Source organism: Halobacillus ihumii (genome assembly GCF_902726645.1).
Classification (GTDB): domain Bacteria; phylum Bacillota; class Bacilli; order Bacillales; family Halobacillaceae; genus Halobacillus_A; species Halobacillus_A ihumii.
The window spans coordinates 291167-315082 of sequence record NZ_CACVAO010000001.1 but is presented as its reverse complement, the minus strand read 5'-3'; the positions used below and the strand labels follow the sequence as shown (position 1 = coordinate 315082).

Annotated in this window: 24 protein-coding genes and 1 pseudogene; 24 read left to right on the top strand and 1 reads right to left on the bottom strand. The window is 41.0% G+C overall.

Translation table 11 applies throughout. The annotated features are described in order from the left end of the window. Positions 1-4: 4 nt before the first annotated feature. The 22 genes and pseudogenes from G6R08_RS01710 (at position 5) to G6R08_RS01605 (ending at position 20326) form a co-directional block, all read left to right on the top strand. Positions 5-448 carry a GatB/YqeY domain-containing protein gene (locus tag G6R08_RS01710; RefSeq protein WP_079530317.1) on the top strand — a complete coding sequence of 148 codons (444 nt, stop codon included), beginning with the start codon at positions 5-7 and terminating at the stop codon, positions 446-448. Positions 449-589: 141 nt separating this feature from the next. Continuing rightward, the gene (locus G6R08_RS01705) at positions 590-1879 is read left to right on the top strand and encodes an NfeD family protein (protein ID WP_163531059.1); all 1290 of its coding nucleotides are present in this window, start codon (positions 590-592) and stop codon (positions 1877-1879) included. Between the two features lie 22 nt (positions 1880-1901). Continuing rightward, entirely contained in the window at positions 1902-2888 is a 987-nt protein-coding gene (gene floA / locus G6R08_RS01700; protein ID WP_163526399.1) for a flotillin-like protein FloA, read from the top strand. Positions 2889-2917: 29 nt separating this feature from the next. Then, positions 2918-3418: a ferritin family protein gene (locus G6R08_RS01695; protein WP_163526398.1), complete on the top strand. Its 501-nt coding sequence runs from the start codon at positions 2918-2920 to the stop codon at positions 3416-3418. Between the two features lie 69 nt (positions 3419-3487). Then, a complete protein-coding gene (gene yqfC, locus G6R08_RS01690; protein WP_079530314.1) occupies positions 3488-3787 on the top strand; it encodes a sporulation protein YqfC in 300 nt (99 codons plus the stop codon). After that, the gene (gene yqfD, locus G6R08_RS01685) at positions 3787-4998 is read left to right on the top strand and encodes a sporulation protein YqfD (protein ID WP_163526397.1); all 1212 of its coding nucleotides are present in this window, start codon (positions 3787-3789) and stop codon (positions 4996-4998) included. Before yqfC ends, yqfD begins: the two co-directional genes overlap by 1 nt. Before the next feature lie 2 nt (positions 4999-5000). Next, entirely contained in the window at positions 5001-5963 is a 963-nt protein-coding gene (locus G6R08_RS01680) for a PhoH family protein (protein WP_163526396.1), read from the top strand. A 232-nt stretch (positions 5964-6195) separates the two neighbouring features. Further along, a pseudogene (locus tag G6R08_RS22040) lies at positions 6196-6552 on the top strand (HDIG domain-containing metalloprotein); the annotation flags it as partial. 127 nt (positions 6553-6679) lie between these two features. Next, the gene (gene ybeY, locus G6R08_RS01670) at positions 6680-7153 is read left to right on the top strand and encodes an rRNA maturation RNase YbeY (RefSeq protein WP_240339798.1); all 474 of its coding nucleotides are present in this window, start codon (positions 6680-6682) and stop codon (positions 7151-7153) included. Continuing rightward, the gene (locus G6R08_RS01665; protein ID WP_163526394.1) at positions 7128-7508 is read left to right on the top strand and encodes a diacylglycerol kinase family protein; all 381 of its coding nucleotides are present in this window, start codon (positions 7128-7130) and stop codon (positions 7506-7508) included. Before ybeY ends, G6R08_RS01665 begins: the two co-directional genes overlap by 26 nt. Positions 7509-7538: 30 nt before the next feature. Continuing rightward, the gene (gene era, locus G6R08_RS01660; RefSeq protein WP_163526393.1) at positions 7539-8444 is read left to right on the top strand and encodes a GTPase Era; all 906 of its coding nucleotides are present in this window, start codon (positions 7539-7541) and stop codon (positions 8442-8444) included. Between the two features lie 109 nt (positions 8445-8553). Next, complete coding sequence (locus G6R08_RS22205) at positions 8554-8697, top strand: YqzL family protein (protein WP_275897944.1); 144 nt, start codon at positions 8554-8556, stop codon at positions 8695-8697. 14 nt (positions 8698-8711) lie between these two features. Next, positions 8712-9458: a DNA repair protein RecO gene (gene recO, locus G6R08_RS01650; RefSeq protein WP_163526391.1), complete on the top strand. Its 747-nt coding sequence runs from the start codon at positions 8712-8714 to the stop codon at positions 9456-9458. 324 nt (positions 9459-9782) lie between these two features. Continuing rightward, positions 9783-10667 (top strand): glycine--tRNA ligase subunit alpha, encoded by an 885-nt coding sequence (gene glyQ / locus G6R08_RS01645; protein WP_163526390.1) that lies wholly within the window; start codon positions 9783-9785, stop codon positions 10665-10667. Continuing rightward, positions 10660-12744, top strand: coding sequence for a glycine--tRNA ligase subunit beta (gene glyS / locus G6R08_RS01640; protein WP_163526389.1), 2085 nt, complete (start codon positions 10660-10662; stop codon positions 12742-12744). The genes glyQ and glyS overlap by 8 nt, the downstream gene beginning before the upstream one ends. Positions 12745-12818: 74 nt before the next feature. Further along, positions 12819-13448 (top strand): transcriptional regulator CcpN, encoded by a 630-nt coding sequence (gene ccpN / locus G6R08_RS01635; RefSeq protein ID WP_163526388.1) that lies wholly within the window; start codon positions 12819-12821, stop codon positions 13446-13448. Positions 13449-13476: 28 nt separating this feature from the next. Further along, positions 13477-14289: a pyruvate, water dikinase regulatory protein gene (locus G6R08_RS01630; protein WP_163526387.1), complete on the top strand. Its 813-nt coding sequence runs from the start codon at positions 13477-13479 to the stop codon at positions 14287-14289. 409 nt (positions 14290-14698) lie between these two features. Beyond that, positions 14699-16516: a DNA primase gene (gene dnaG / locus G6R08_RS01625; protein WP_163526386.1), complete on the top strand. Its 1818-nt coding sequence runs from the start codon at positions 14699-14701 to the stop codon at positions 16514-16516. Between the two features lie 33 nt (positions 16517-16549). Beyond that, entirely contained in the window at positions 16550-17677 is a 1128-nt protein-coding gene (gene rpoD / locus G6R08_RS01620) for an RNA polymerase sigma factor RpoD (protein ID WP_163526385.1), read from the top strand. 406 nt (positions 17678-18083) lie between these two features. Next, complete coding sequence (gene cccA / locus G6R08_RS01615) at positions 18084-18446, top strand: cytochrome c550 (protein ID WP_079530300.1); 363 nt, start codon at positions 18084-18086, stop codon at positions 18444-18446. A 63-nt stretch (positions 18447-18509) separates the two neighbouring features. Then, positions 18510-19217 (top strand): tRNA (adenine(22)-N(1))-methyltransferase, encoded by a 708-nt coding sequence (locus G6R08_RS01610; protein WP_163526384.1) that lies wholly within the window; start codon positions 18510-18512, stop codon positions 19215-19217. Continuing rightward, positions 19214-20326 carry a Nif3-like dinuclear metal center hexameric protein gene (locus tag G6R08_RS01605; protein WP_163526383.1) on the top strand — a complete coding sequence of 371 codons (1113 nt, stop codon included), beginning with the start codon at positions 19214-19216 and terminating at the stop codon, positions 20324-20326. The genes G6R08_RS01610 and G6R08_RS01605 overlap by 4 nt, the downstream gene beginning before the upstream one ends. Before the next feature lie 244 nt (positions 20327-20570). On the opposite strand, the gene G6R08_RS01600 is transcribed toward G6R08_RS01605, so the two are convergent. Continuing rightward, on the bottom strand, positions 20571-21518 hold the full coding sequence (locus G6R08_RS01600; RefSeq protein WP_163526382.1) for a 4-hydroxy-3-methylbut-2-enyl diphosphate reductase: 948 nt from the start codon (positions 21516-21518) through the stop codon (positions 20571-20573). Between the two features lie 159 nt (positions 21519-21677). On the opposite strand from G6R08_RS01600, the gene G6R08_RS01595 reads away from it, so the two are divergent. Then, positions 21678-23003, top strand: a complete 1326-nt coding sequence (locus G6R08_RS01595; RefSeq protein ID WP_163526381.1) for a DEAD/DEAH box helicase — start codon at positions 21678-21680, stop codon at positions 23001-23003. 17 nt (positions 23004-23020) lie between these two features. Beyond that, the gene (locus G6R08_RS01590) at positions 23021-23914 is read left to right on the top strand and encodes a deoxyribonuclease IV (protein ID WP_163526380.1); all 894 of its coding nucleotides are present in this window, start codon (positions 23021-23023) and stop codon (positions 23912-23914) included. The last annotated feature ends 2 nt before the right edge of the window (positions 23915-23916 follow it).

Genomic DNA, 23916 nt, shown 5'->3' with positions numbered 1-23916 from the left:
GTAGATGTCAATTCTAGAACGTCTTAACCAGGATATGAAGGCCGCGATGAAAGCAAGGGATAAGAAGACCCTTGGAGTCATTCGTATGGTTAAAGCTTCGATGCAAAACGAGGCGATTAAACTGGGTGAAGATCTATCAGAAGAAGAAGAACTGACTGTTTTATCTCGCGAGGTGAAACAGAGGAAAGATTCCCTCCAAGAGTTTAAAGAAGCTGGACGCGAAGATCTTGTAGAAGGACTTAATGAAGAAATTGAGATTTTACAAGTATACATGCCGAAACAGCTTACAGAAGAAGAACTTGAACAAATCGTTCAAGAAACAATTGAAGAAGTAGGGGCTTCATCTAAGAGCGACATGGGGAAAGTCATGAGTGCTGTGATGCCAAAGGTAAAAGGTAAAACAGAAGGCTCAAAGGTGAATAAACTCGTACTTAAGCAATTATCTTAAAAGATAAAGGTCTCTCTTAATAAAAAAGAGGGACCTTTTGTATTTTATGAAACTTCTTACATAGGTATCCCGTATAATTAATAAGCAGTGTGCCAGCGCGAGGAGGTGAATTGTTTGAAATGGGTTAATCGTTCTCTATTGATGATGAGCATGCTCCTTATCCTGTGTTTTATTAGTGATCATGTGAAAGCTGAAGGAGAAGGCCAGCTGGTTTATGTGATCCCAGTCGAAAATACAGTTGAAAGCGGCATGGTTTCTTTCCTTGAACGTACAACAGATGAAGCCATTGAAAAAGGAGCAGATCATATCATATTTGAAATTGATACACCTGGAGGTAGGGTGGACGCTGCTGGAGACATTGGCGAGCTTCTTGCCGGTTTAGATATTTCAAATACGGCCTTTGTAGCCAGTCGGGCATATTCGGCAGGTTCGTATATTGCCCTTAGTGCTGATCAAATTTATATGAAGCCCCAAGCCACGATGGGTGCCTCAGGTGTGATTAATTCAGATGGAACGGCTGCTGATAAGAAAGCACAGTCAGCGTGGATTTCAGCAATGGTTTCGGCTGCCGAGGCAAACGGCCGTGATCCTTTATATGCCAGGGCCATGGCAGATAGCAGTGTGAATCTATCTGAGTATGGAGCAGCTAAAGGAGAATTTTTGACACTAGGGCCTGAAGATGCTGTGGAAGTCGGTTATGCGGAAGGTATTGTGAAGGATCGGATTCAACTACTTCACGAAATTGGCATGAGCGATGCCAAGGTAGTTGAAACGAGTCCGACTCTGGCCGAAAATTTTGCACGCTTTCTTACCCATCCGATTGTTATACCCATATTATTATCAATTGCCAGTATCGGTCTTGTGGTTGAGTTATACTCTCCTGGTTTTGGTATTCCTGGGATCATGGGAGCATTGTCCTTAGTGCTTTTCTTTTACGGGCATGTCGTTGCAGGGCTTGCAGGTTATGAAGCTATTGTCTTGCTGATCTTAGGGGTCGGCCTGATTGTAGCTGAACTATTTCTGCCTGGAGGCATAGCTGGAATAGCAGGGGTAGCAGCCGTTGTAGCGTCATTGATGATGTCATCTGCAGATATAGGCCATATGGCGATGAGCATCGGAATTGCGCTGCTATTAACGATTGTAGTCTCGATCATACTTATAAAAACGATCGGATTTGAGCGAGGTTTTTTCCGACACGTTATTCTTAATGATTCCACCTCGGCTGAAAAAGGTTATGTTTCAACTGTGAACCGTCTTGAACTGATTGGGCTGAAAGGAGAGACAATTACTCCTCTAAGACCTTCCGGCACCGCTCTCATTGATGAGGAGCGTATGGATGTGGTGTCAGAAGGTAGTTTCATCGCTGCTAATCAGCAGGTTAAAATTGTGAAAATCGAAGGTGCCAGAATTGTTGTTCGTCAAGAAAACTAAAATTGTAAAAGGGGAGTAATAAATGAGCTTACAAGAACTTATGCCAATTATTATCATTGGAATTATCATTATTGTTATAGCCGTGCTATTTACATTCATACCCGTGATGTTATGGATCAGTGCCCTGGCTGCAGGTGTAAAGGTAAGTATTTTTACATTAGTGGGTATGCGGTTAAGGAGAGTTATTCCATCAAGAGTCATTAATCCGATGATTAAAGCGCACAAAGCAGGAGTTAATGTAGACACGAACCAATTAGAAAGTCATTATCTTGCAGGTGGTAATGTTGACAGAGTGGTGAATGCATTGATCGCTGCTCAACGTGCAAATATAGAACTCAGCTTTGAGCGCTGTGCAGCCATTGACCTTGCAGGCCGTGATGTGCTTGAGGCTGTACAAATGAGTGTAAATCCGAAGGTGATTGAAACTCCATTCATCGCCGGGGTAGCTATTGATGGGATTGAAGTAAAAGCAAAAGCGCGTATTACGGTTCGTGCTAATATTGATCGCCTAGTGGGTGGTGCTGGAGAGGATACAGTTATCGCTCGAGTTGGTGAAGGTATCGTTTCTACCATAGGTTCCAGTGTGAACCATAATAAAGTTTTGGAAAATCCTGATCGGATTTCACAAAATGTATTAGGAAAAGGGCTTGATGCAGGTACTGCATTTGAAATATTATCAATCGATATCGCTGATATTGACATTGGTAAAAATATTGGTGCCATTTTGCAGACAGATCAGGCAGAAGCAGACAAAAATATTGCTCAGGCGAAAGCTGAAGAGCGTCGTGCAATGGCTATTGCCCAAGAACAAGAGATGCGGGCACGTGTGCAGGAGATGCAGGCTAAGGTGGTTGAATCAGAAGCAGAAGTACCTCAGGCGCTGGCCGAAGCACTACGTTCAGGCAAAATGGGCGTTATGGATTACATGAATTATCAAAACATAAATGCTGATACAGATATGAGACAAACCTTAGGTGACATGTCTGATCAGGAGAATGAGGAACAATAATTTTCCTAATCTTATAAAGGAGAATGGATATGGAAAATATTCTGGAATTAATATTTAGTAATTTTCTCGTCGTTGCGGCTGTGATCGGCGGGATCATTAGCTTTTTCACTGGTTTAAATAAAAACAAAGAAGGGAAAGGTTCGCCGGTGTCTTCACCCACTACGCCAAGCGAACCTTCAGCATCACCCGAGCGGGCGGAGAAGCCAGTTTTTGACCGAACGGATGAAAATATACCGAACAGCCAGGAGCATACCCGTAACTACTACGATGAAAAACAAAAGCGTCAAGAAGAATTGATGGAATATCAGAAGAATCGGGGCCAGTATCCCATTCCTTCTACTCAGACCGGCTCTGAGTCAATGTATGATCCAAATGGGATACAAGTCGAATATGGCAAGGAAAGAAAAAATGCAATTCGTTATTCCAGACAATGGAACAAACAGAAATTGGCTGACGGTATCATAATGTCAGAAATACTTGGTGCGCCCAGAGCATACAAGCCACATCGTTCAAATCCCAGAAAAAGATAAAAAAACGCACGAATTGTAGTGATACAATTCGTGCGTTTTTCGTATGTATAAGAGAAAGGAGGAAATCGAATGGTGAAATGGCAGCAGCAAATTCGTACATGGGTCGGCCGTTATTTCGATTTACCTTCTGACGTTATGCTTGATCTTCCTCGCATAACTACGATTGGGTCGATCCATGCCTACATAGAAAATCATACGGGACTACTGCTTTTTTCAGACCGTGAAGTGCGCTTAAAGTATCGTGATGGCCACCTCTCCATAAAAGGGAAAAGCTTACGAATTAAAATGATGTTAAAGGAAGAATTGCTCCTCGAAGGTACACTTGATTCCATAGAATTTTATCCTGATCCAAAGAAAGGAGGGAAGTAATGGCGAGGAACCAATTAGATTTTTTATATGGACTAGTTACAGTAAGGGTTAAAGGGGCATTAATTGAGGCTTTCCTTCAGGCTTGTACAAGAGAAGGAGCTTATATAACAAACGTTAAGCAGGTGTCTGACAAAGATGTACAAATGACTATACGTCTTAAGGACTGGATGATTTATCGCAGGCTTCGTAAAAAATACCGCTGTAAAATCCATATCATTGCTCGTCATGGTATTCCATTTCTCATCCATCGGTTACTTGCTAAAAAGGCAGTACTCGCTGCCTTTCTTTGTGGGATCTGTGCCTTGTTTTTACTTGCCAATACATTATGGTCTGTACAGATTAAAGGGTTGCCGCCTGAGCTTGAAGCGACTGTCGAAAGCCAGCTCGAATCCTATGGTGTAACAGAAGGGAAATTGACAATTGGGATGAAAGATCCTAATGAGGTACAACGACTTCTCCTGGAGGATGTTCCTGATTTGCTTTGGATTGGTGTGAAAAAGAAAGGGACGAGCTACCAGCTTTATGGGGTTATGAAAACGAGGCAGGATCCAGATGAAACGACGCGGCCAGCTGATTTAGTAGCATCAAAAAAGGGCATAATAAAAAAAATGTTTATTACTAAAGGCAGACCTTTAGTCTCCGTTAATCAGTTTGTTAAAAAAGGGACAGTGCTCGCCACAGGTAAACTAAAAGAAGATACAAATGAAACGGCCAAGGATGAATCTGAAGAAGATAGCGGCAAGTATATTGAGGCTGAAGGAGAAGTCATTGCTGAAACATGGTACCGAGCGGAAATTCAAGTTCCTAAAGATCAGCAATTGCAACTTACAGATGGAGAAAAATCTTCAGCGTATTCCCTCGGGATAGGCTCAATAAAGATTCCGATATGGGGATGGTGGAATAAGGATGAGGAAAATGTAAGAGTGGAAACCTCTCAAAAGAAGTGGGACTTGTTTGGTTGGGAGCTGCCAATCCGTTTGGAAGTCGAAGATATGTATGCTCAGGAAGATGTTCAACCAGCAAACGATCGTGTTAAACAGGGAATCGTGGCAGCCAAAAGAGACTTAAAGCAGAAGCTGGATGAAGAGGCAGAGGTCATCGGCGAAAAAGTTTTGCACGAGCGTAAGGAGAATGGTAAAGTAAAATTAATCCTTTTATTCAAAGTACACGAGAACATTGCAGTGACCAAGTATGTAACCCAAGGAGATTGAGTATGCAAGGAAACTTAAAAACAATTGATATTCAACTGAATAATCCAACAGAAGCTCTGGCTCTATTCGGTACAGAAGATAGACATTTAAAGCAAATTGAAGAGCAATTGAACGTCTCGATCATATCTCGAGGTGAACGAGTAAATGTTTCAGGGGAAGCCGAGCATGTTCGTTTGGTAGAAGATATTTTACTGGCTGTACTAGCCATTATCCGCAAAGGGTTATCCATAACAGAACGCGATATTGTATACGCGGTAGAGCTCGCGAAAAAAGGAAAAATCAATCAGTTTGAAGCCCTTTTTGAGGATGAAATTACGAAGAATTCAAAAGGAAAGTCTGTTCGAGTAAAAACCCTCGGCCAGAGAAAATATGTGTCAGCGATTAAAAATCATGATCTTGTCTTCGGTATTGGACCCGCAGGTACGGGTAAAACCTATCTGGCTGTTGTGATGGCAGTCAATGCTCTCAAAAATGGTGATGTAAAACGAATTATTCTCACCCGTCCGGCGGTTGAAGCAGGAGAAAGCTTAGGATTCCTTCCGGGCGATTTAAAGGAAAAAGTTGACCCCTATTTACGACCGCTCTATGATTCTTTACATGATGTATTTGGTGCAGAGCATACTGCAAGATTAATCGACAGAGGAACGATAGAGATTGCTCCTCTGGCATACATGAGGGGGCGGACTCTTGACGACGCTTTTGCTATCTTAGATGAAGCCCAAAATACAACACCCGAACAAATGAAAATGTTTCTGACTCGTCTTGGTTTTGGGTCAAAAATGATTATAACCGGCGATATTACCCAGGTAGACCTTCCGAAAGGAGTCACGTCTGGATTAAAGGTTGCTGAGCAGAAACTCGGAAGTGTGAAAGGGTCTGAGTTTATCCACTTGGATCAAACAGATGTGGTGAGGCATCCTCTAGTTCAAAGAATCATTGATGCCTACGAGCACGATCAGTCATAAGGCCCGTCATGCGGGTCTTATTTTATATTCGTGGTTTACATATAATGTAAAAGGGATGAGGATATGAAACGGGATAAAAAGACACTGCTTGTTCAAATTTTTAAACAATATGGGATCTGTGTATACCAAATGTATATACGGAAACATATAATCTTGATAAATTTAGTGTAGCAGATGAAACCATCCGGTCACCTATCACAATAGGGAATGAAAAGAAAACGGAACAAAGGTTAACCACAAATTGTTACGCAAAATATTGACGGAAGCCCCGGGGACTTATCATCACAGTATAATGGTAGCTAATTTAAGTGAATCAGCTTGCGAGGCGATCGGAGCACGTGGATTGCTGGAACGAGTCGGTGCTTATTATCATGATCTAGGAAAAACGCTAAATCCGCGCTATTTTATCGAAAATCAAATGGGCATGAAAAACCCGCACGATTTTCTAAATCCTGTACAAAGTGCTACGATTATCATTAACCATCCTTATGATGGGGCAGAACTATTAAAAAAAGAAAAACTTCCGAAAGAAATTATTGATATTGCTAAACAGCATCACAGAACAACTTTACTGAAGTATTTCTATTTTTGATGAATGCAGTTTGTCGTTCAAAGAGTTAAAAACGATAGAAAATGCAATTTGTCTAAACGTTGAAGGGGATATTTCATTCCAGGATTCAGTATCCTGATCAACATTCAATCATAAAGGAGGCTAAATAATGGTACAAATTGATTTTCAAGATGAGACCGATTCAGTTGATGAAGCGTTTGTAGATTTAATTCAAAGATTGGTCGAGTTTGCTGCGGAAAAAGAACAGGTTACACCTCAATCTGAAGTATCTATTTCATTCGTGGATAACGACTACATTCAGGAATTAAATCGGAATTACAGACAAAAGGACCAGTCTACAGATGTCATTTCTTTTGCTATGCAAGAACTAGGTGAAGGGGAAGTGGAAGTCCAGTCAAGTGAAATGCCCGCCATTCTAGGTGACATTGTGATTTCGGTGGATAAAGCAAAAGAACAGTCTGAGGAATTTGATCATTCATTTGAAAGAGAGTTAGGTTTTTTGGCTCTACATGGATTTTTGCACCTCCTTGGGTATGATCACATGGAGAAAGAAGATGAAAAGACAATGTTTTCCCGTCAAGAGGAAATTCTACATGAGTATGGACTCAAGAGATCGTAAACGAAGCAAGTTAATAGGGCTGCGGTTTGCATTAAATGGGCTTAAAGAAGTCTTTTTAACGGAGAGGAATTTCCGTATTCATCTTTTGGCTGCCAGCCTGGCTTGTTTCCTAGCCGTTTACTTTGGAATCTCATGGACTGAATGGGCTGTTCTAATAACTATGATTGTTCTAGTATTAACAATGGAAGTCATTAATTCGAGTATTGAACGTGTATTGGATTATTTGGCACCCGAACAGCATCCATTAGCAGGAATTATTAAAGATATGGCCGCTGCTGCGGTGTTGATAACAGCTGTAGGATCAGTACTCGTGGGAATATGTATATTTTTGCCTAAACTCATAATGATCTTATAAATCAATCAAAGTTTTTATGGAGGAAAGTTTATGGAAGAACAATTTAAATCCGGCTTTGTAGCCATAGTGGGCCGCCCGAATGTCGGAAAATCAACTTTTATGAATCATGTTATTGGTGAGAAAATTGCTATCATGAGCGATAAGCCGCAAACAACAAGAAATAAAATTTCCGGTGTATTGACGGAGAAAGATGCTCAAGTTATTTTTATTGATACACCCGGTATTCATAAGCCGAAACATAAACTGGGAGATTACATGGTTAATGTAGCGGAAAATACGTTAAATGAAGTGGATGCCGTAATGTTTATGATCAATGCTGAAGAGGGGTATGGACGAGGCGATCAGTTTATCCTGGATCGTCTTGAACGAGTAGACAAGCCCGTTTTTCTGGTTATTAATAAAATCGATCAGGTACACCCTGATAAGCTTCTGCCGCTCATTGACCAATACCGAGAGAAATTTGAGTTTGAAGAAATTGTGCCGATTTCTGCCTTAGAAGGTAACAATGTTAACCATTTGCTGCAAGTAGTTAAAGGACACTTGCCGGAAGGACCGCAGTTCTATCCGGAAGACCAGATTACCGATCACCCGGAGCGCTTTATTATCAGTGAGTTTATAAGAGAAAAGGTATTGCACCTGACGCGGGAGGAAATTCCGCATTCAATTGCTGTAGTCATCGAGGGCATAGAGCCAAGAAAGGATTCAAATGCTGTCTACGTGCAAGCAGCAATCATCGTAGAACGTAAATCACAAAAGGGGATTATCATTGGTAAACAAGGCAGCATGCTGAAAGAAGTTGGTAAGCGGGCACGGAAAGATATTGAGGCTTTATTAGGAAGTCGCGTCTATTTGGAACTTTGGGTGAAAGTTCAGAAGGATTGGCGGAACCGCCAAGTGCAGCTAAGTGATTTCGGTTATAATGAAGACGAATATTAAATATGGAAAAAATTAAGCCTTATGGTTTTTCTCATATGAAGCAACCTAAGTATGTCATGACATTTCTTTTTTAACGATACTATGAAAGGCGGTGTTTCTTGTGCATAACATGTCTTGGAATGTATTTAGACAGACAGGAAACATAGAAACCTATTTGTTGATGAAGGAACTGGAAATAAACAATGCATCGTCAGAAGAGTCATTAGTTTCAGCAGTGACAGAACAGGGTGAGGAAGATCCGGGCAGTAACTAAAGCAGGTGAATGCTTTGTTAGAAAATGTGGAAGGTATTGTGATACGAACGAGGAATTATGGGGAAACACACAAAATAGTAACCTTGATGACGAGAGAAAAGGGAAAGATCGGGGCCATGGCTCGAGGAGCTAAAAAGCCCAAAAGCCGAATGGCCTCGGTCACCCAACCATTTATTCACGGCCAATATTTGCTCTACGTTGGTTCTGGACTAGGCTCATTAAGTCAAGGGGAGGTTATGGCTTCATTTCGATCAATACGTGAAGATATTATTTTGACAGGATATGCATCCTATATGGCTGAATTAACCGATAAGCTTATTGAAGAGAAAAGGCCTGATCCTTTTATATTTGAACAGTTATTACAATCTCTGAAGTGGATGGCCGACGGGAAAGATCCGGAGATTCTTTCCATGATGTATGAGATGAAATTGTATAGAAAAGCAGGCTTTGCTCCAATAGTTGACGGTTGTATAAACTGTGGAAAGGAGCAAAGCCCTTATGCGTTCTCTATAATGGAGGGCGGCTTATTATGCAGCCGTTGCTGGCACATTGATCCGGGAGCTTATCGTTTAACAGAGCCTCTATCACGATTGTTGCGTTTATTTCTACATATGGACGTAAAAAGGCTGGGGGACATTTCTCTGAAAGAAGAGAATAAGAAAAAACTCCGTCAACTTTTAGACGAATACTATGATCGTTATGGAGGTTACCTTCTAAAGTCACGAAAGTTTCTTAAACAGTTGGATCTCTTTAAGGAATGATGATTGACAAACGATTCAAGATTCAGTATGATTTCATTACTAATAAATTGATGCTATGAAGGAAAGTAGTAATCGATCTTTACACAGTTATAAGCGAGCCTGTGGTGGTGAGAGTCAGGTTGTGTAATTCGATGAAGGCAGTCTGGAGCATGATCGTTACAAAGCGGCTTGCTGTTTTTAAAGCAACTGGCAAGCAAGTAGGGTGGAACCGCGGAAACCCCGTCCCTATGTCGTAAGGCATAGGGACGGGGTTTCTTTATGTTCAGCTTTAGGTAATGAGAGGTTTTCGAAAGTTATGAACTACGAAAGAGGAGGTTAATGAATTTGAATATTCAAACGATGATCCAAACCTTGCAAAACCATTGGTCCAGCCAGGGTTGTTTGCTAATGCAAGCGTATGATACTGAAAAAGGGGCAGGAACAATGTCGCCTATGACATTGCTTAGAAGTCTTGGCCCTGAACCTTGGAATGTAGCCTATGTTGAACCATCTAGAAGACCAGCGGATGGCAGATATGGCCAGAATCCTAATCGTCTCTATCAGCACCACCAATTTCAAGTCATTATGAAGCCCTCACCTGATCACATTCAGGAGCTATACTTAGATTCATTAATGGCATTGGGTATAGATCCAGCGAAACATGATATACGTTTTGTTGAGGATAACTGGGAGAATCCAACTTTAGGGGCTGCAGGACTTGGTTGGGAAGTATGGTTAGATGGAATGGAAATTACTCAATTTACTTATTTCCAGCAAATTGGCGGTCTGGAAGCACGGCCCGTCTCTGCTGAAATCACCTATGGAATTGAGCGTTTAGCTTCCTATATTCAGGATAAAGAGGATGTATTTGAATTAGAATGGACAGACGGCGTGACTGTAGGTGACATCTACACTCAGCCTGAATATGAACATTCGGTTTATACATTTGAGCAATCCGATGATGAAATGTTGTTTGAACTCTTTTCTATTTATGAGAAAGAGGCTAAACGTATTATGGAAGTAGGTCTCGTGTTTCCGGCGTATGACTATGTTTTAAAATGCTCTCACACTTTTAACCTGTTAGATGCGAAGGGTGTTATCTCAGTTACAGAGCGAACAGGATATATTTCACGGGTAAGGAACTTGGCTCGAAAAATTGCTAAAACCTACGTCGAGGAAAGAGAAAGGCTTGGATTTCCAATGTTAAAGGAGGAGGGAAGTCATGAATAAGACAGTGTTATTTGAGCTAGGTCTTGAAGAAATGCCAGCCAGATTTATTGATGACGCTGTAAAACAGCTTACTGCTCATACAGAAGATTGGTTTAACGAAAACCGCATACCCTTCGGATCAATTCAAAGTTTTGCCACACCAAGACGACTTGCTGTTAAAATTTCCGATGTGGCTGAGCAGCAGACTGATATGGATGAAGAAGTGAAAGGTCCTGCGAAAAAGATTGCTCAAGATGAAGAAGGTAATTGGTCAAAAGCTGCTATCGGTTTTTCAAAAGGTCAGGGACAGACAGTTGATGACATTTATTTCAAGGAAATTAATGGTACGGAATATGTTCATATCAAAAAGTTTACTCAAGGTGAGTCTTCCTTCAAGTTATTAGCAGAATTTGGAGAAGTACTGCTAGGCTTAAATTTTCCTAAAAACATGAGATGGGGAAACTCGGACCTTCGTTTCATCCGGCCTATTCGCTGGATCGTGGCTTTATATGGGGATACCGTCATTCCTTTTCAAATCGGTAAAGTATCAACTGCTAAACATACGTACGGTCATCGATTTTTAGGAAGCGAAACGATCGTTTCGGAAGCTGATGAATATGAGTCTGTTATGGAGCGAGAGTTTGTAATTGCTGATCAAAATAAGCGTAAACAGCTTATAGTGGAACAGTTATCTAAGCTGGAAGAAACAAAAAACTGGCTGATTATGAAGGACGAGGATCTGCTGAATGAAGTGACTCACCTCGTTGAATACCCTACCGTATTCAGTGGAGCGTTTAGTGAAGAATTTTTAGAAGTACCCGAGGAAGCCCTCATTACATCAATGAAGGAACATCAGCGCTACTTTCCTGTCAGAGCAGGTAATGGGAGCCTTCAACCATATTTTGTAGCGGTTCGAAATGGAAATAGTGAACATTTAGATACAGTTTCACGTGGAAATGAAAAAGTATTAAAAGCAAGACTTGCTGATGCTCAGTTTTTCTATAGAGAGGATCAGAAAGGATCGCTGGAACAGAAAGCAGCAAAGCTTCAAAAGATGGTGTATCAGGAGGAGCTGGGAACGCTTGCTGATAAAGTGGACCGCGTAAAAACAATTACCGCTGAAATGAGTGCCATGCTTGAACTCTCTGAATCAGTTACGGCTAAAGCTATGCGAGCAGCAGAACTTTGCAAGTTTGATTTGGTAACACATATGGTTGATGAGTTTTCTGAACTTCAAGGAATTATGGGCGAGAAGTATGCGCGTTTGTTTGGCGAGGAGGAAGACGTTGCAGCAGCCATTAGAGAACATTACATGCCAACACATGCAGGGGGAGAACTTCCTGCAACCATGATTGGTTCAGTGGTCAGCGTAGCCGATAAATTGGATACGATTATTGGTTCGATCTCGATTGGGAATATTCCAACTGGTTCTCAAGATCCATATGGATTAAGAAGACAGGCACTTGGCGTATTACAGATTTTAAAACAAAACAATTGGTCGATTTCTTTAGAACAATTGCTTGATATGGTTTATGACCTTTATGCTAGAAAACAACTTTCCGAACGAAATGGAGCAGAAGTTAAGCAAGATGTTCAGGAATTTTTTACTGTTCGTGCCTCATACTTATTGAAAGATGGAGGAATTGAACCTGATGTCGTTGAAGCAGTATTAGCACACGGGATACACATCTACCCTGTAACTATGGAAAAAGCTAAAATACTAGCTGAAAAGCGGCAGGACCCAGGATTTAAGTCCACTCAGGAAGCTTTGGGCCGAGTGTTGAACCTTGCGGAGAAAGCAGTATCTATGGAAGTGAATCCGGAATTATTTGAAAATAACACAGAGAAGGATCTTTATGTTACTTATCAGCAAGTGCATGATGAGTATCAGCACTTGCTTGCAGACGAACAACCAGAAAAAGCTTTGCGTAAGTTAACTGAGCTTACTGAACCAATCCACCGGTTTTTCGACAATACGATGGTAATGGCAGAAAATGAAAAAGTGAAACAGAACAGATTGGGATTGTTAAGTTTAATTTCAAATGACATTATGTCCTTTGCAGATTTTAATACGATCCAATGGAAACAGCAGTTTTAACAGCCTTCAAGTTGCTAATAATGTGCTATAATAATAAATAGTATGTCACAGTTAGTGATTAGGGTGGTGAAGGAATGGATCTATCCAACCGACAAGAACAAATTATCCAGATTGTAAAAGACAACGGACCGATTACAGGTGAGAATATAGCGGATCAATTAAGCTTAACTAGAGCTACATTACGACCAGACTTAGCCATTTTAACAATGGCAGGATTTTTGGATGCACGTCCCAGGGTAGGCTACTTTTTTACTGGGAAAACCGGATCGGAGCTCTTAACTGAAAAGCTGAAGAAGTTTAAAGTACATGAATATCAAGGGCTTCCCATCGTGGTGGAAGAGGATGTTTCCGTTTACGATGCGATTTGTACCATGTTTCTGGAGGACGTAGGCACATTATTCGTTACTAAGGAACAATCCCTGCTCGTAGGAGTGCTTTCCAGGAAAGACTTATTACGGGCCAGTATTGGGAACCAGGATTTAACATCTATTCCCGTTCATATTATTATGACAAGAATGCCTAACATATCTATTTGTGAAAAGGACGATTTGCTATTAGACGCTGCTCAAAAGCTAATTGAAAAGCAGATTGACGGACTACCCGTCGTAAAACCTAATGATCATGGGTTAGAGGTAGTAGGACGTTTAACGAAAACCAGTATTACTAAAGCTTTAGTGGAGCTTGCAAGAGATCAACACCTATGAGCAACTCCTATGAAATGGGGGATGACAGATGAAGAAACCATGTATTTATATCCTATCTGATTCTGTAGGAGAAACGGCTGAGTTAGTTGTAAAGGCCGCACTCAGTCAATTTGATGATGGTCCTTTTGATGTCCAGCGAATTCCTTATGTAGAGGATAAAGGAACCATCAATGAAACAATTGCCCAGGCAAAAGAGCATGAGGCATTGATAGGCTTTACTTTGGTAGCACCAGAATTCAGACAGCACCTTTTAGCCGAAGCCAGACAGGAAAATATTGAGTGCATCGATATAATGGGTCCCATGATGGATGCTATGCAGCGTTTCTTTAATACCGAACCAAGGCTCGAGCCAGGGCTTGTCCATAAATTGGATGAAGATTACTTTAAGCGCGTGGAGGCGATCGAGTTCGCTGTTAAGTATGATGACGGCAGGGATGCAAGAGGGATCTCAAAAGCGGATATAATTCTGATCGGAGTCTCGAGGACATCGAAGACTCCATTATCTCAGTATCTAGCTCATAAACGGTTGAAGGTGGCGAACGTTCCAATTGTTCCAGAGGTAGATCCGCCAGATGAATTATTTAAAGTGAACCCAAATAAATGTATTGGACTTAAAATTAGCCCGGAGAAATTAAATGATATTCGTAAAGAACGACTGAAATCACTTGGATTAGGTGAACAGGCAAGTTATGCGAATATGAACCGTATCCATCAGGAAATAGAACACTTTAATACTGTGGTGGAAAAAATCGGCTGCCATGTAATAGATGTTTCACATAAGGCGGTTGAAGAAACAGCTAATGTTATTGTCAATAAACTAAGAGAAGATTCTTTGAAATAATGGCAACAGAATTAAAAGGTCGCGCTTTCATTAGCGCGGCTTTTGTTGGGAACAAACATAAAGAATTAGAGCCGTGCCCAATTTTGTTAAAAATTAATGATAAAATTATAGATTTTTATGATCCAATGTATTATAATGGATTTTTGTGAAAAAATGATAGAAGTCTTAATTACTTTCAGAAAAATAAAACATTAAGAAATGGGAAGGATTCTTTGGTTTATTGTAGAATTATTGAATTATGCTAAAACAAAGACAACAAGCTTGGGTAAATGCTCAGGTTTATGTCATTAATCCTAGAGGTACACTAATAGGAGAGGGCGATGCAGACGAGACCATGGCTCAATAATTCAGACAGCAAACGATGAACATTGGGGTACCTAGTAATAATCTTTGTAATTTGGTGATAAAAATGGCTGGACACATTCCAGAGGAAAAAGTAGACGAAATTCGAAAAGCTGTAGATATTGTAGACGTTGTGGGTGAACATGTTCAATTAAAGAAACAGGGTAGAAATTACTTCGGATTATGCCCTTTTCACGGTGAGAATACTCCTTCCTTTTCCGTATCCGCTGATAAACAAATCTTTCATTGTTTTGGATGTGGAAAGGGTGGGAACGTCTATTCTTTTCTAATGGAAATGGAAGGATTTACTTTCCTTCAGGCAGTAAAAAAGGTAGCTGACCAGACTGGACACCCCTTGCCAGAGCAATTCAATGAAACACAGCAGCTAGAGCATGACCCGGAATCCCAAAGCAGCTTAGATGCACATGCCTGGTTAACTAAGCTCTATCATCATCTATTACGAAATTCGAAAGAGGGACAAGAAGCCTACGAGTATTTACTGCAGCGCGGCTTTACGGAAGAAACAATAAATAGACATCAGCTAGGCTACTCTCCAAGTTCGAATGACTTCGTTGTAACCTTTTTAGAGAAGAAAGGTTTTCATCCACAGCAAATGGTAAAGGCTGGTTTATTGAATACGAATGAACGAGGCGGATATTTTGATCGCTTCAGAGGAAGAATTATGTTTCCTCTCCGTAATCATCTTGGTAAAACCGTAGCTTTCGCAGGACGGGCGACTGGAGCTCAGGAGCCTAAGTATTTAAATAGTCCAGAAACAGACTTGTTTCGAAAGGGCCGCCTTCTCTATAATTTTGATTTGGCACGGGGATCCATCAGAAAACAAAACCAAATCATTTTATTTGAGGGGTATGCTGATGTTATATCCGCTGATCAAGCAGGCATTCAGAATGGGATTGCCACCATGGGAACATCAGTCTCAGATACTCAAGCCCAACTAATAAAGCGTTACGCCGAAAAGGTTGTTATTTGCTATGACGGCGATGATGCAGGAATAGAGGCCGCTGTTAAAGCGGCAAAGCTGCTTAAAAAAGCTGGTTGTGAAACGAATGTAGCGCGAGTGCCGAATGGAATGGACCCGGATGAATTCATTAAAAAATTTGGCGGCGATCGTTTCAGACGTGAAATATTAGATGCTAGTGATCCATATACATCTTTTATGATCCACTATTTAAGGCGGAGCTTTAATCTGCAATTAGAAGGAGATCGGATCACTTTTATCGAAAGGGTAATACAAGAGGTCGCACAGCTAGACCGGGCCATCGAAAGGGAACATTATCTGAACGAAATAGCAGAAGAATTTCAAATTTCCATGAATACCTTAAAGGAAGAGGTGGAGCAGCTAAGACTGCAGCATCCTAAACTGGATAGCATGGATAAGAGGCGACATACTAATTCTACAAGCTCAAAAAACGTTCACCATAAACTGCTTCCGGCCTTTCATAATGCTGAAAGAAAGCTGATAGCATATATGTTGAAAAACCCTTTTATTGCTGATAAAGTTCAAGAAGAATTAGGTGGTTCGTTTAATATTACCGAGCATCAGGTCATTGTCACGCATCTTTACGCATATTATGAAGACGGTCATGAATCAGATATTAGTCATTTTGTTGAACGGATTGAAGATCCATCCTTAAGGAACCTTGTGATCCACTTAGCTATGTCGCCATTGGCTGAGGAGGAAGTGTCGGATAAGGAAATTGATGACTATATTCATCGGATTCGATTAGAGAACAGTGATCGGGTCGATATTAAGAGCTTAGAGGCTGAGCTTAAACGAGCTGAACAGCACAATGAGCCGATAAAAGCAGCAGAAATTGCCATGAAAATCTTGAGACGAAAACAAGAGTTGAAAAACACTCATTAAACTGGTTTTGGATAGTCGGAAGGAGGGGGACTTATGGCGGATAAGCAACAACAGCCATCACGTTCTAAAGAAAATGAAACTGAATTGACCCTGGAGCAAGCAAAAGAGCAATTGCTTGAAATGGGTAAAAAACGAGGGGTTCTTGCCTATGAGGAAGTGGCAGAGAAACTTTCGAGCTTTGAGTTAGACTCAGATCAAATGGATGAGTATTACGAGCACTTGAATGAGCAGGGTGTAGAGGTAATTGGTGATTCGGATCAAGATCCTAGCATGCAGCAGCTGAATAAAGAAGAAGAATTTAATTTAAACGATTTAAGCGTGCCTCCAGGTGTTAAAATAAATGATCCTGTTCGGATGTACCTTAAAGAAATAGGAAGAGTTAATCTTTTATCGGCCAAGGACGAAATAAGTTTGGCTCAACGCATCGAAAACGGCAACGAAGAAGCGAAGCGTGATCTTGCAGAAGCGAACTTACGTTTAGTCGTTAGTATCGCAAAAAGGTATGTTGGTCGAGGAATGCTCTTTTTAGATTTGATCCAAGAAGGAAATATGGGTCTAATTAAAGCGGTAGAGAAGTTTGATTACCGCAAGGGATACAAGTTTAGTACGTATGCTACATGGTGGATAAGACAAGCTATTACCCGTGCTATAGCAGATCAGGCACGTACAATTCGAATTCCAGTTCACATGGTTGAGACGATTAATAAGTTAATTCGTGTTCAGCGACAATTACTACAGGACCTGGGACGTGAACCTACTCCAGAAGAGATTGCTCAGGACATGGAACTTACTCCTGATAAGGTCCGTGAAATCCTAAAAATTGCCCAAGAACCAGTCTCTCTTGAAACTCCTATTGGAGAAGAGGACGATTCACATCTCGGTGATTTCATTGAAGATCAGGAAGCTACTTCCCCATCCGACCATGCTGCTTATGAATTGTTGAAAGAACAGCTGGAAGATGTATTGGACACCCTGACTGATCGTGAAGAGAATGTACTTCGCCTTCGTTTTGGCCTGGATGATGGACGCACTCGTACTCTTGAGGAAGTTGGGAAAGTATTTGGCGTAACAAGAGAGCGAATCCGTCAAATTGAAGCAAAAGCTCTTCGTAAGCTCAGACATCCTAGCAGAAGCAAACGTTTGAAAGACTTTATGGAATAGAATGAAATCCATGGTCACGAGGGTCCCTTGCTAAAATTGTTTAGTGGGAGGGTCCCTCTTTTTTTACACCTCATAGAGGCGAATACACATTAGTTCATCCAATGGAGACCGTCACTAAAGTAGCTGCGACTCCAATCATTTCTTGTCATTTATTTTACTGAATTGAGCTTCATATTGCAAACAGGGCTTTTGTCGACATTTGTTTGATGCTCATTACTACCATATAATTATTTTGCTTTATTAGGAAAAAGCTGCAGGTCATTAGTCTTTCTTTCAAAGTTTTATGATTGTTTTATAAGTTTTCATACGTTTACCCTTTTCTAAATAGAGCTTTTCAAGTAAAATAAGTATAGTCTGTAAGATAGTTGTTACACTAAAAGAGGAATACATAAGGAGGATGCAAGTTATGAAAAGAAACCCTGTGATTCCTTTTGCAATTATTGCTGTTTTAGGAATTTTAGCTATGATTGTTATTTCAGGGATAGGTGTAAACCAAAAAGAAGCAATTCAGAATGAAGAAGAAGGTGGAGGACAAGAGCAGACGGCGGATGCCAGTCCGGAAGAAATGTTCCAGGCTAAATGTGCCAGCTGCCATGGTGGTGACTTAAGTGGAGGAATCGGACCAAATCTGCAACAAGTTGGAAGCCGTTACTCTGCAGAAGAAATTCAGGATATCATCATAAATGGTAAGGGCTCACAAATGCCTGCCGGTCTCTATACAGGAGAGCAAGCAGCGAAGCTAGCCCAATGGCTGGCTGAAAAAAAATAAACCGATGAGAAAAGCTTTCTGTTCCTTCCAGAAAGCTTTTCTTTTTTGAAAGGAAAGTGATTTATGAAGGTAACAAAACTATCCGAGCGTCTTGCAAAGGTGGCAGAATACTTGCCTGAAGGGGCGTGTTTCGCCGATATAGGCTCAGATCATGCCTATCTTCCTTGTTATGTTTGTCTTCATGATGATAAAGCCAAGGCTGTAGCCGGAGAGGTGAATAAAGGCCCCTATCATAGCGCTGTCCAAGAAGTCCGTTCACATGAGTTAGCTGATCGGATAGATGTCAGGCTGGGAGATGGCTTAATGGTTTTAGGAGCAGATGAAGTGCAACAAGTTGTTATTGCAGGTATGGGAGGGCCGCTTATCCGGGATATTTTAGAACAGGGAAAAGATAAATTAGGTCGAGTATCCAGAATTATTGCCCAGCCAAACATTGATGCCCGCACGGTCCGTAAATGGTTTTACGATAATCAATTTTGTTTAGTTCAGGAAACTATTCTTGAAGAGAATGGCCATATTTACGAAGTACTAATGGCTGAAAAGGGAGAGCCGGGAATAAATTATGACGATGAGACTCTGCAAAAACAAATGTGGCTCGGACCTTTTCTATTAAAAGAAAACAATTCAGTGTTTAAAAAGAAATGGCAGCAGGAAAAAAGTAAGAAAGAAAGTATATTGCAACAGATGAGCGGTTCCAAACAACCTGATCAATTGAAAATGAAGCAATTCCAAAAAGAATTGGAGTGGATAAAGGAGGCTCTTGAACCATGAAAAACCAAATTCAGGCAAAGGATGTTGTTCAGCAGCTAGAACAGATCTCCCCGAAACACTATGCGTTTGACTGGGATAATGTGGGTCTTCAGGTAGGGTCGCTACATAAGCCCGTAAGCAATGTGATGGTCACGCTGGATGTAGTGGAAAGTGTTGTAGATGAGGCTGTTGAAAAGAACGTAGATTTAATTATCGCCCATCATCCTTTATTGTTTGTTTCTTTAAAGCAAATCAATACGGACACACCGAAAGGCAGAGTCATCAGCAAGTTGATCCAGCACGGTATCGCTGTTTATGCAGCTCACACAAACTTAGATGTGGCAGCTGGAGGAGTAAATGATGTGATGGCAGACCTTTTGGGGCTTAAGAATCTAGTGCCAATGATAGAAACTGGCCAGGATGAGTTAGTGAAGCTTGCTGTGTTTGTACCTAAAGACTTTGCAGATCCACTTCGAAATGCAATAAGTGAAGCAGGTGCAGGTCATATAGGTGCATATAGTCATTGTACTTTCCAGTCAGCAGGTCAAGGAACGTTTATGCCGCTTGATGGTACTGACCCTTTTATTGGACAGCGAGGAGAGTTAGAAAAAGTTGATGAATATCGGCTTGAGACGATTTTTCCAAAGTCAAAACTATCTTCTGTGCTAGGTGCTATGAATCATGCACATCCCTATGAGGAAGCTGCATATGATCTTTATCCAGTACTTAATGTAGGTGAGAAGAGGGGAGTAGGAAGAGTGGGAAAACTCTCAAACGAGATTACCCTGGAGGACTTATGTAATCGGGTGAAACGACAGTACGATGTCCCGGCTTTACGGTATGTAGGTGCTCCTGATCGATTAGTTAAGACAGTTGCCATCCTTGGAGGGAGTGGAGAGAAATATATCCATGACGCCAAGAAGGCAGGTGCGGATGTGTATATTACAGGAGATCTTTCTTTTCATTTAGCGCAGGATGCAGAGCAAATGGGTCTAGCGTTAATTGATCCAGGTCATCATGTAGAAAAAGTTGTAGCACCAAGGCTGCAGCAACTCTTACAAGAGCAGTGCGGCTCACAGGTTACATTTGTTGTATCACGTTCTCTTACAGAACCGTTCCGCTTTATGTAATGTAGTAGATGAACTCCAATCTTTAATAATAGCCAATAATAAAGGTGAAATGAGGCTGGGACATAAGTAAAGAAATAGTATAAATGCAGATCCTTAGTGTAGTCAAAATACGCAGACTCCTTTGGGGTTGACGAAGGGATGTCAGAAACCCTTTCTTAGTAACAAATAATCCGGACTGATTCCACTAGAATCGTCCGGATTATTTGTTGCTTAATTAAATTTTGTCCCAGGCAATTTTTGTTTTTTATTTCTTTTTAGCTTTTACCCGAGGAAGAATCTTTTTCTGTTCTACTTTTGATTCAAGGCTCCATTCGTCCTCTTTCTTGGAGTCATATTGTTCAATGAACTTAATGACTTCTTTTGTGATCGGTGTGGGTGTAGATGCGCCGGCAGTTACGGCTACTTTTTGTACACCTTCGAGCCACTCCAGTTTTAAATCGGATATATCAGCAATTCGGTAGGCTGGTGTACCAGCAACTTCCTGAGAGACCTGGGCCAGACGATTTGAATTATTACTAATTGGATCACCGACCACAAGTGTTAAATCAGCGTCTTTAGCCTGCTCGGATACAGCCTCCTGACGAACTTGGGTAGCCATACAAATCTCTTGATGTTTCTCGACATGAGGATATTTCTCCCGGACTTTTTCCATTACGTCATAAACATCCCATTGACTCATCGTTGTCTGGTTAGTAATGAGAAGCTTATCATGATCTAGATGCAGATCTTCCACATCCTCTTCTGTTTGTACGAGGTGAACTTTACCTGGCGCAACTCCCATCGCGCCTTCTGGTTCAGGGTGTCCTTTTTTACCTACATAAACTATTTCATAGCCCTCTGCCACTCTGTCACGAATTAAATTATGAGTATTTGTAACATCTGGACACGTGGCGTCAAGAGTTGTCAGTCCCTTTGCTTTCGCTCGCTCTTTTACTTCCGGGGAGACGCCATGAGCTGTGAAGATGACTGTACCGTCGTTAATGTCCTCCAGCAGTCCAAGACGATCTTTTCCGTCGACTGTTATAATTCCTTCATTTTCAAATGCATTTGTTACATGTGAGTTGTGAACAATCATACCTAGAATATATATAGGGCGTGGCAGATTGGGATCTTTGGCAGCATTTTGAGCAATTACCATAGCATCTACCACTCCGTAGCAATAACCGCGAGGTGCGATCTTTATGACTTCCATTTGATAAGTCCTCCTCTATAAGCCAAACTATTTCTCGTCTCCACTCTTATTATAAATGGTAATGGCACAGATGACAAAGAATGTCTACATCCTCGTGCAATTCTCTCTAGTCTCAGGTTATAATAGAAAAGGAACAATTTATTTTAAAGGAGTTAAGGAATGCGCAATCATTCGTTTAAACAATACGCAATTAATAACAATGTAGATCAAATTATAGAACAGTTAGGCTTTAACGAGCCGACACCTATACAGAAAGAAGTCGTTCCATCGGCGTTACGTGGAGAAAGTCTGATCGGGCAGTCACATACAGGCTCTGGAAAAACCCATGCCTACTTATTACCATTGTTCAATCAGTTGAACGATGACGAAAACCATGTGCAGTTTGTGGTAACAGCGCCAACCAGGGAGTTAGCTACACAGATTTATGAAGAAGTAAGAAAAGCAATTCAGTTTGCTGGTAAAAAGGAAGTTTGGAAAGCGAAGCTTGTGATTGGCGGTACAGACAAACAAAAAATGATGGAAAAGCTGGCATCCAACCCGCCTCACATTGTTGTAGGGACACCTGGCCGAATTTTGGACATGGTCAAGGAGGAAGCTCTCGATTTGTACCAGGCTAATGCCTTTGTACTTGATGAGGCAGACTTAATGCTTGATCTAGGATTTATCGAAGAGGTAGACCAAATTCTTGTTCGTATGAATGAAGATCTCCAGATGTTAGTGTTTTCGGCTACTATACCAGAACGCCTTCAGCCATTTTTAAAAAAGTACCTTACAAATCCGACTCATATTCAAATTCAAGATCATAAACCTTCCCCTGAATCGATGGAACATCGGTTAGTTGCATTGCGGCATAAAGAGCCTGCTGACGTGATTATGAATATTACGAAGAGCATTCAGCCTTATTTAGCAATTATTTTTACTAATGGGAAGGCTCATGCTGATGAGCTCGCCAATAAATTATTAGACAGGGGTTTAGAAACTGGAATCATTCACGGTGGATTGTCCCCGAGAGAACGGAAGCGTATGCTGAAAGATATTCAGGGGCTGAAATATCAATATATTGTGGCTACTGACCTTGCCTCAAGAGGAATTGATATTCAAGGAGTCAGCCATGTCATAAACGCACAAATGCCGAAGGAAGAAGAATTTTATATACACAGAGTGGGGCGAACAGCAAGAGCCGGATTGGAAGGGACAGCCATCAACCTCTATTCACAAGATGACTTTCCATTGATTGAGAAATTAGAGAAGCGCGGCCTTACATTTGCTTATTATGAAGTATCGAACGGAGAATGGAAAGAAACCCATTCCTATAAAGAACGGCAAAAACGAACTCGCAGAGAATCGGATATTGAAAAACAGGCCAAACAGATGGTTAGAAAACCGAAAAAAGTGAAGCCTGGTTATAAAAAGAAGATGAAACGTAAAGTAGATCAAAATACGAAAAAATTAAAAAGAGACAGTTATCGAGGTAAGCGGAAATAGTTAGAGGAGTGAAAAATATGGTTAAGATTGGTTCACATGTTTCCATGAAAGGGAAGAAAATGCTGTTAGGTGCGAGTGAGGAAGCTGAGTCATATGGTTCATCTACATTTATGATCTATACTGGCGCACCCCAGAATACGAGAAGGCGTCCAATTGAAGAATTAAATATTGAGGCCGGAACTGAACATATGAAGGCAAATGGTATCGATGAATTTGTTGTTCACGCGCCATACATTATAAATATCGGTAATACTACTAAGCCAGAGACCTTTCAACTAGGGATAGACTTTTTAAAGAATGAGATTAACCGAACGGAAGCTTTAGGTTCAAAGCAAATTGTTTTGCATCCTGGCTCACATGTAGGGCAGGGAGTCGACAAAGGGATTCCAAAGATTATTGAGGGATTGAACGAAGTACTGCACAAAGATCAGAATGTACAGATCGCTTTAGAAACAATGGCTGGCAAGGGCTCAGAATGCGGACGAAGTTTCGAAGAGCTTGCAGAAATTATCGAAGGTGTGACGTTAAATGAAAAGCTTTCGGTCTGCATGGACACTTGTCATATTCATGATGCTGGCTATAATGTTGTAGAGGATTTTGACGGCGTCCTCAATGAATTCGACCGGATTATCGGAGTGGATCGTATCAAGGTTGTTCATGTGAACGATAGCAAAAACATTCAAGGGGCAAGAAAAGACCGACATGAGAATATTGGTTTTGGACATATCGGTTTTAAAGCCCTGCATTATGTTGTCCACCATCCGAGTTTTAAAGATGTTCCGAAAATTTTAGAAACACCCTATGTAGGAGAGGATAAGAAAAATAAAAAGCCTCCTTATCGTTTTGAAATTGATATGCTGAAAGCGGGAAATTATGATGAAGAATTAAAGGATAAAATTATGCAGCAATAATT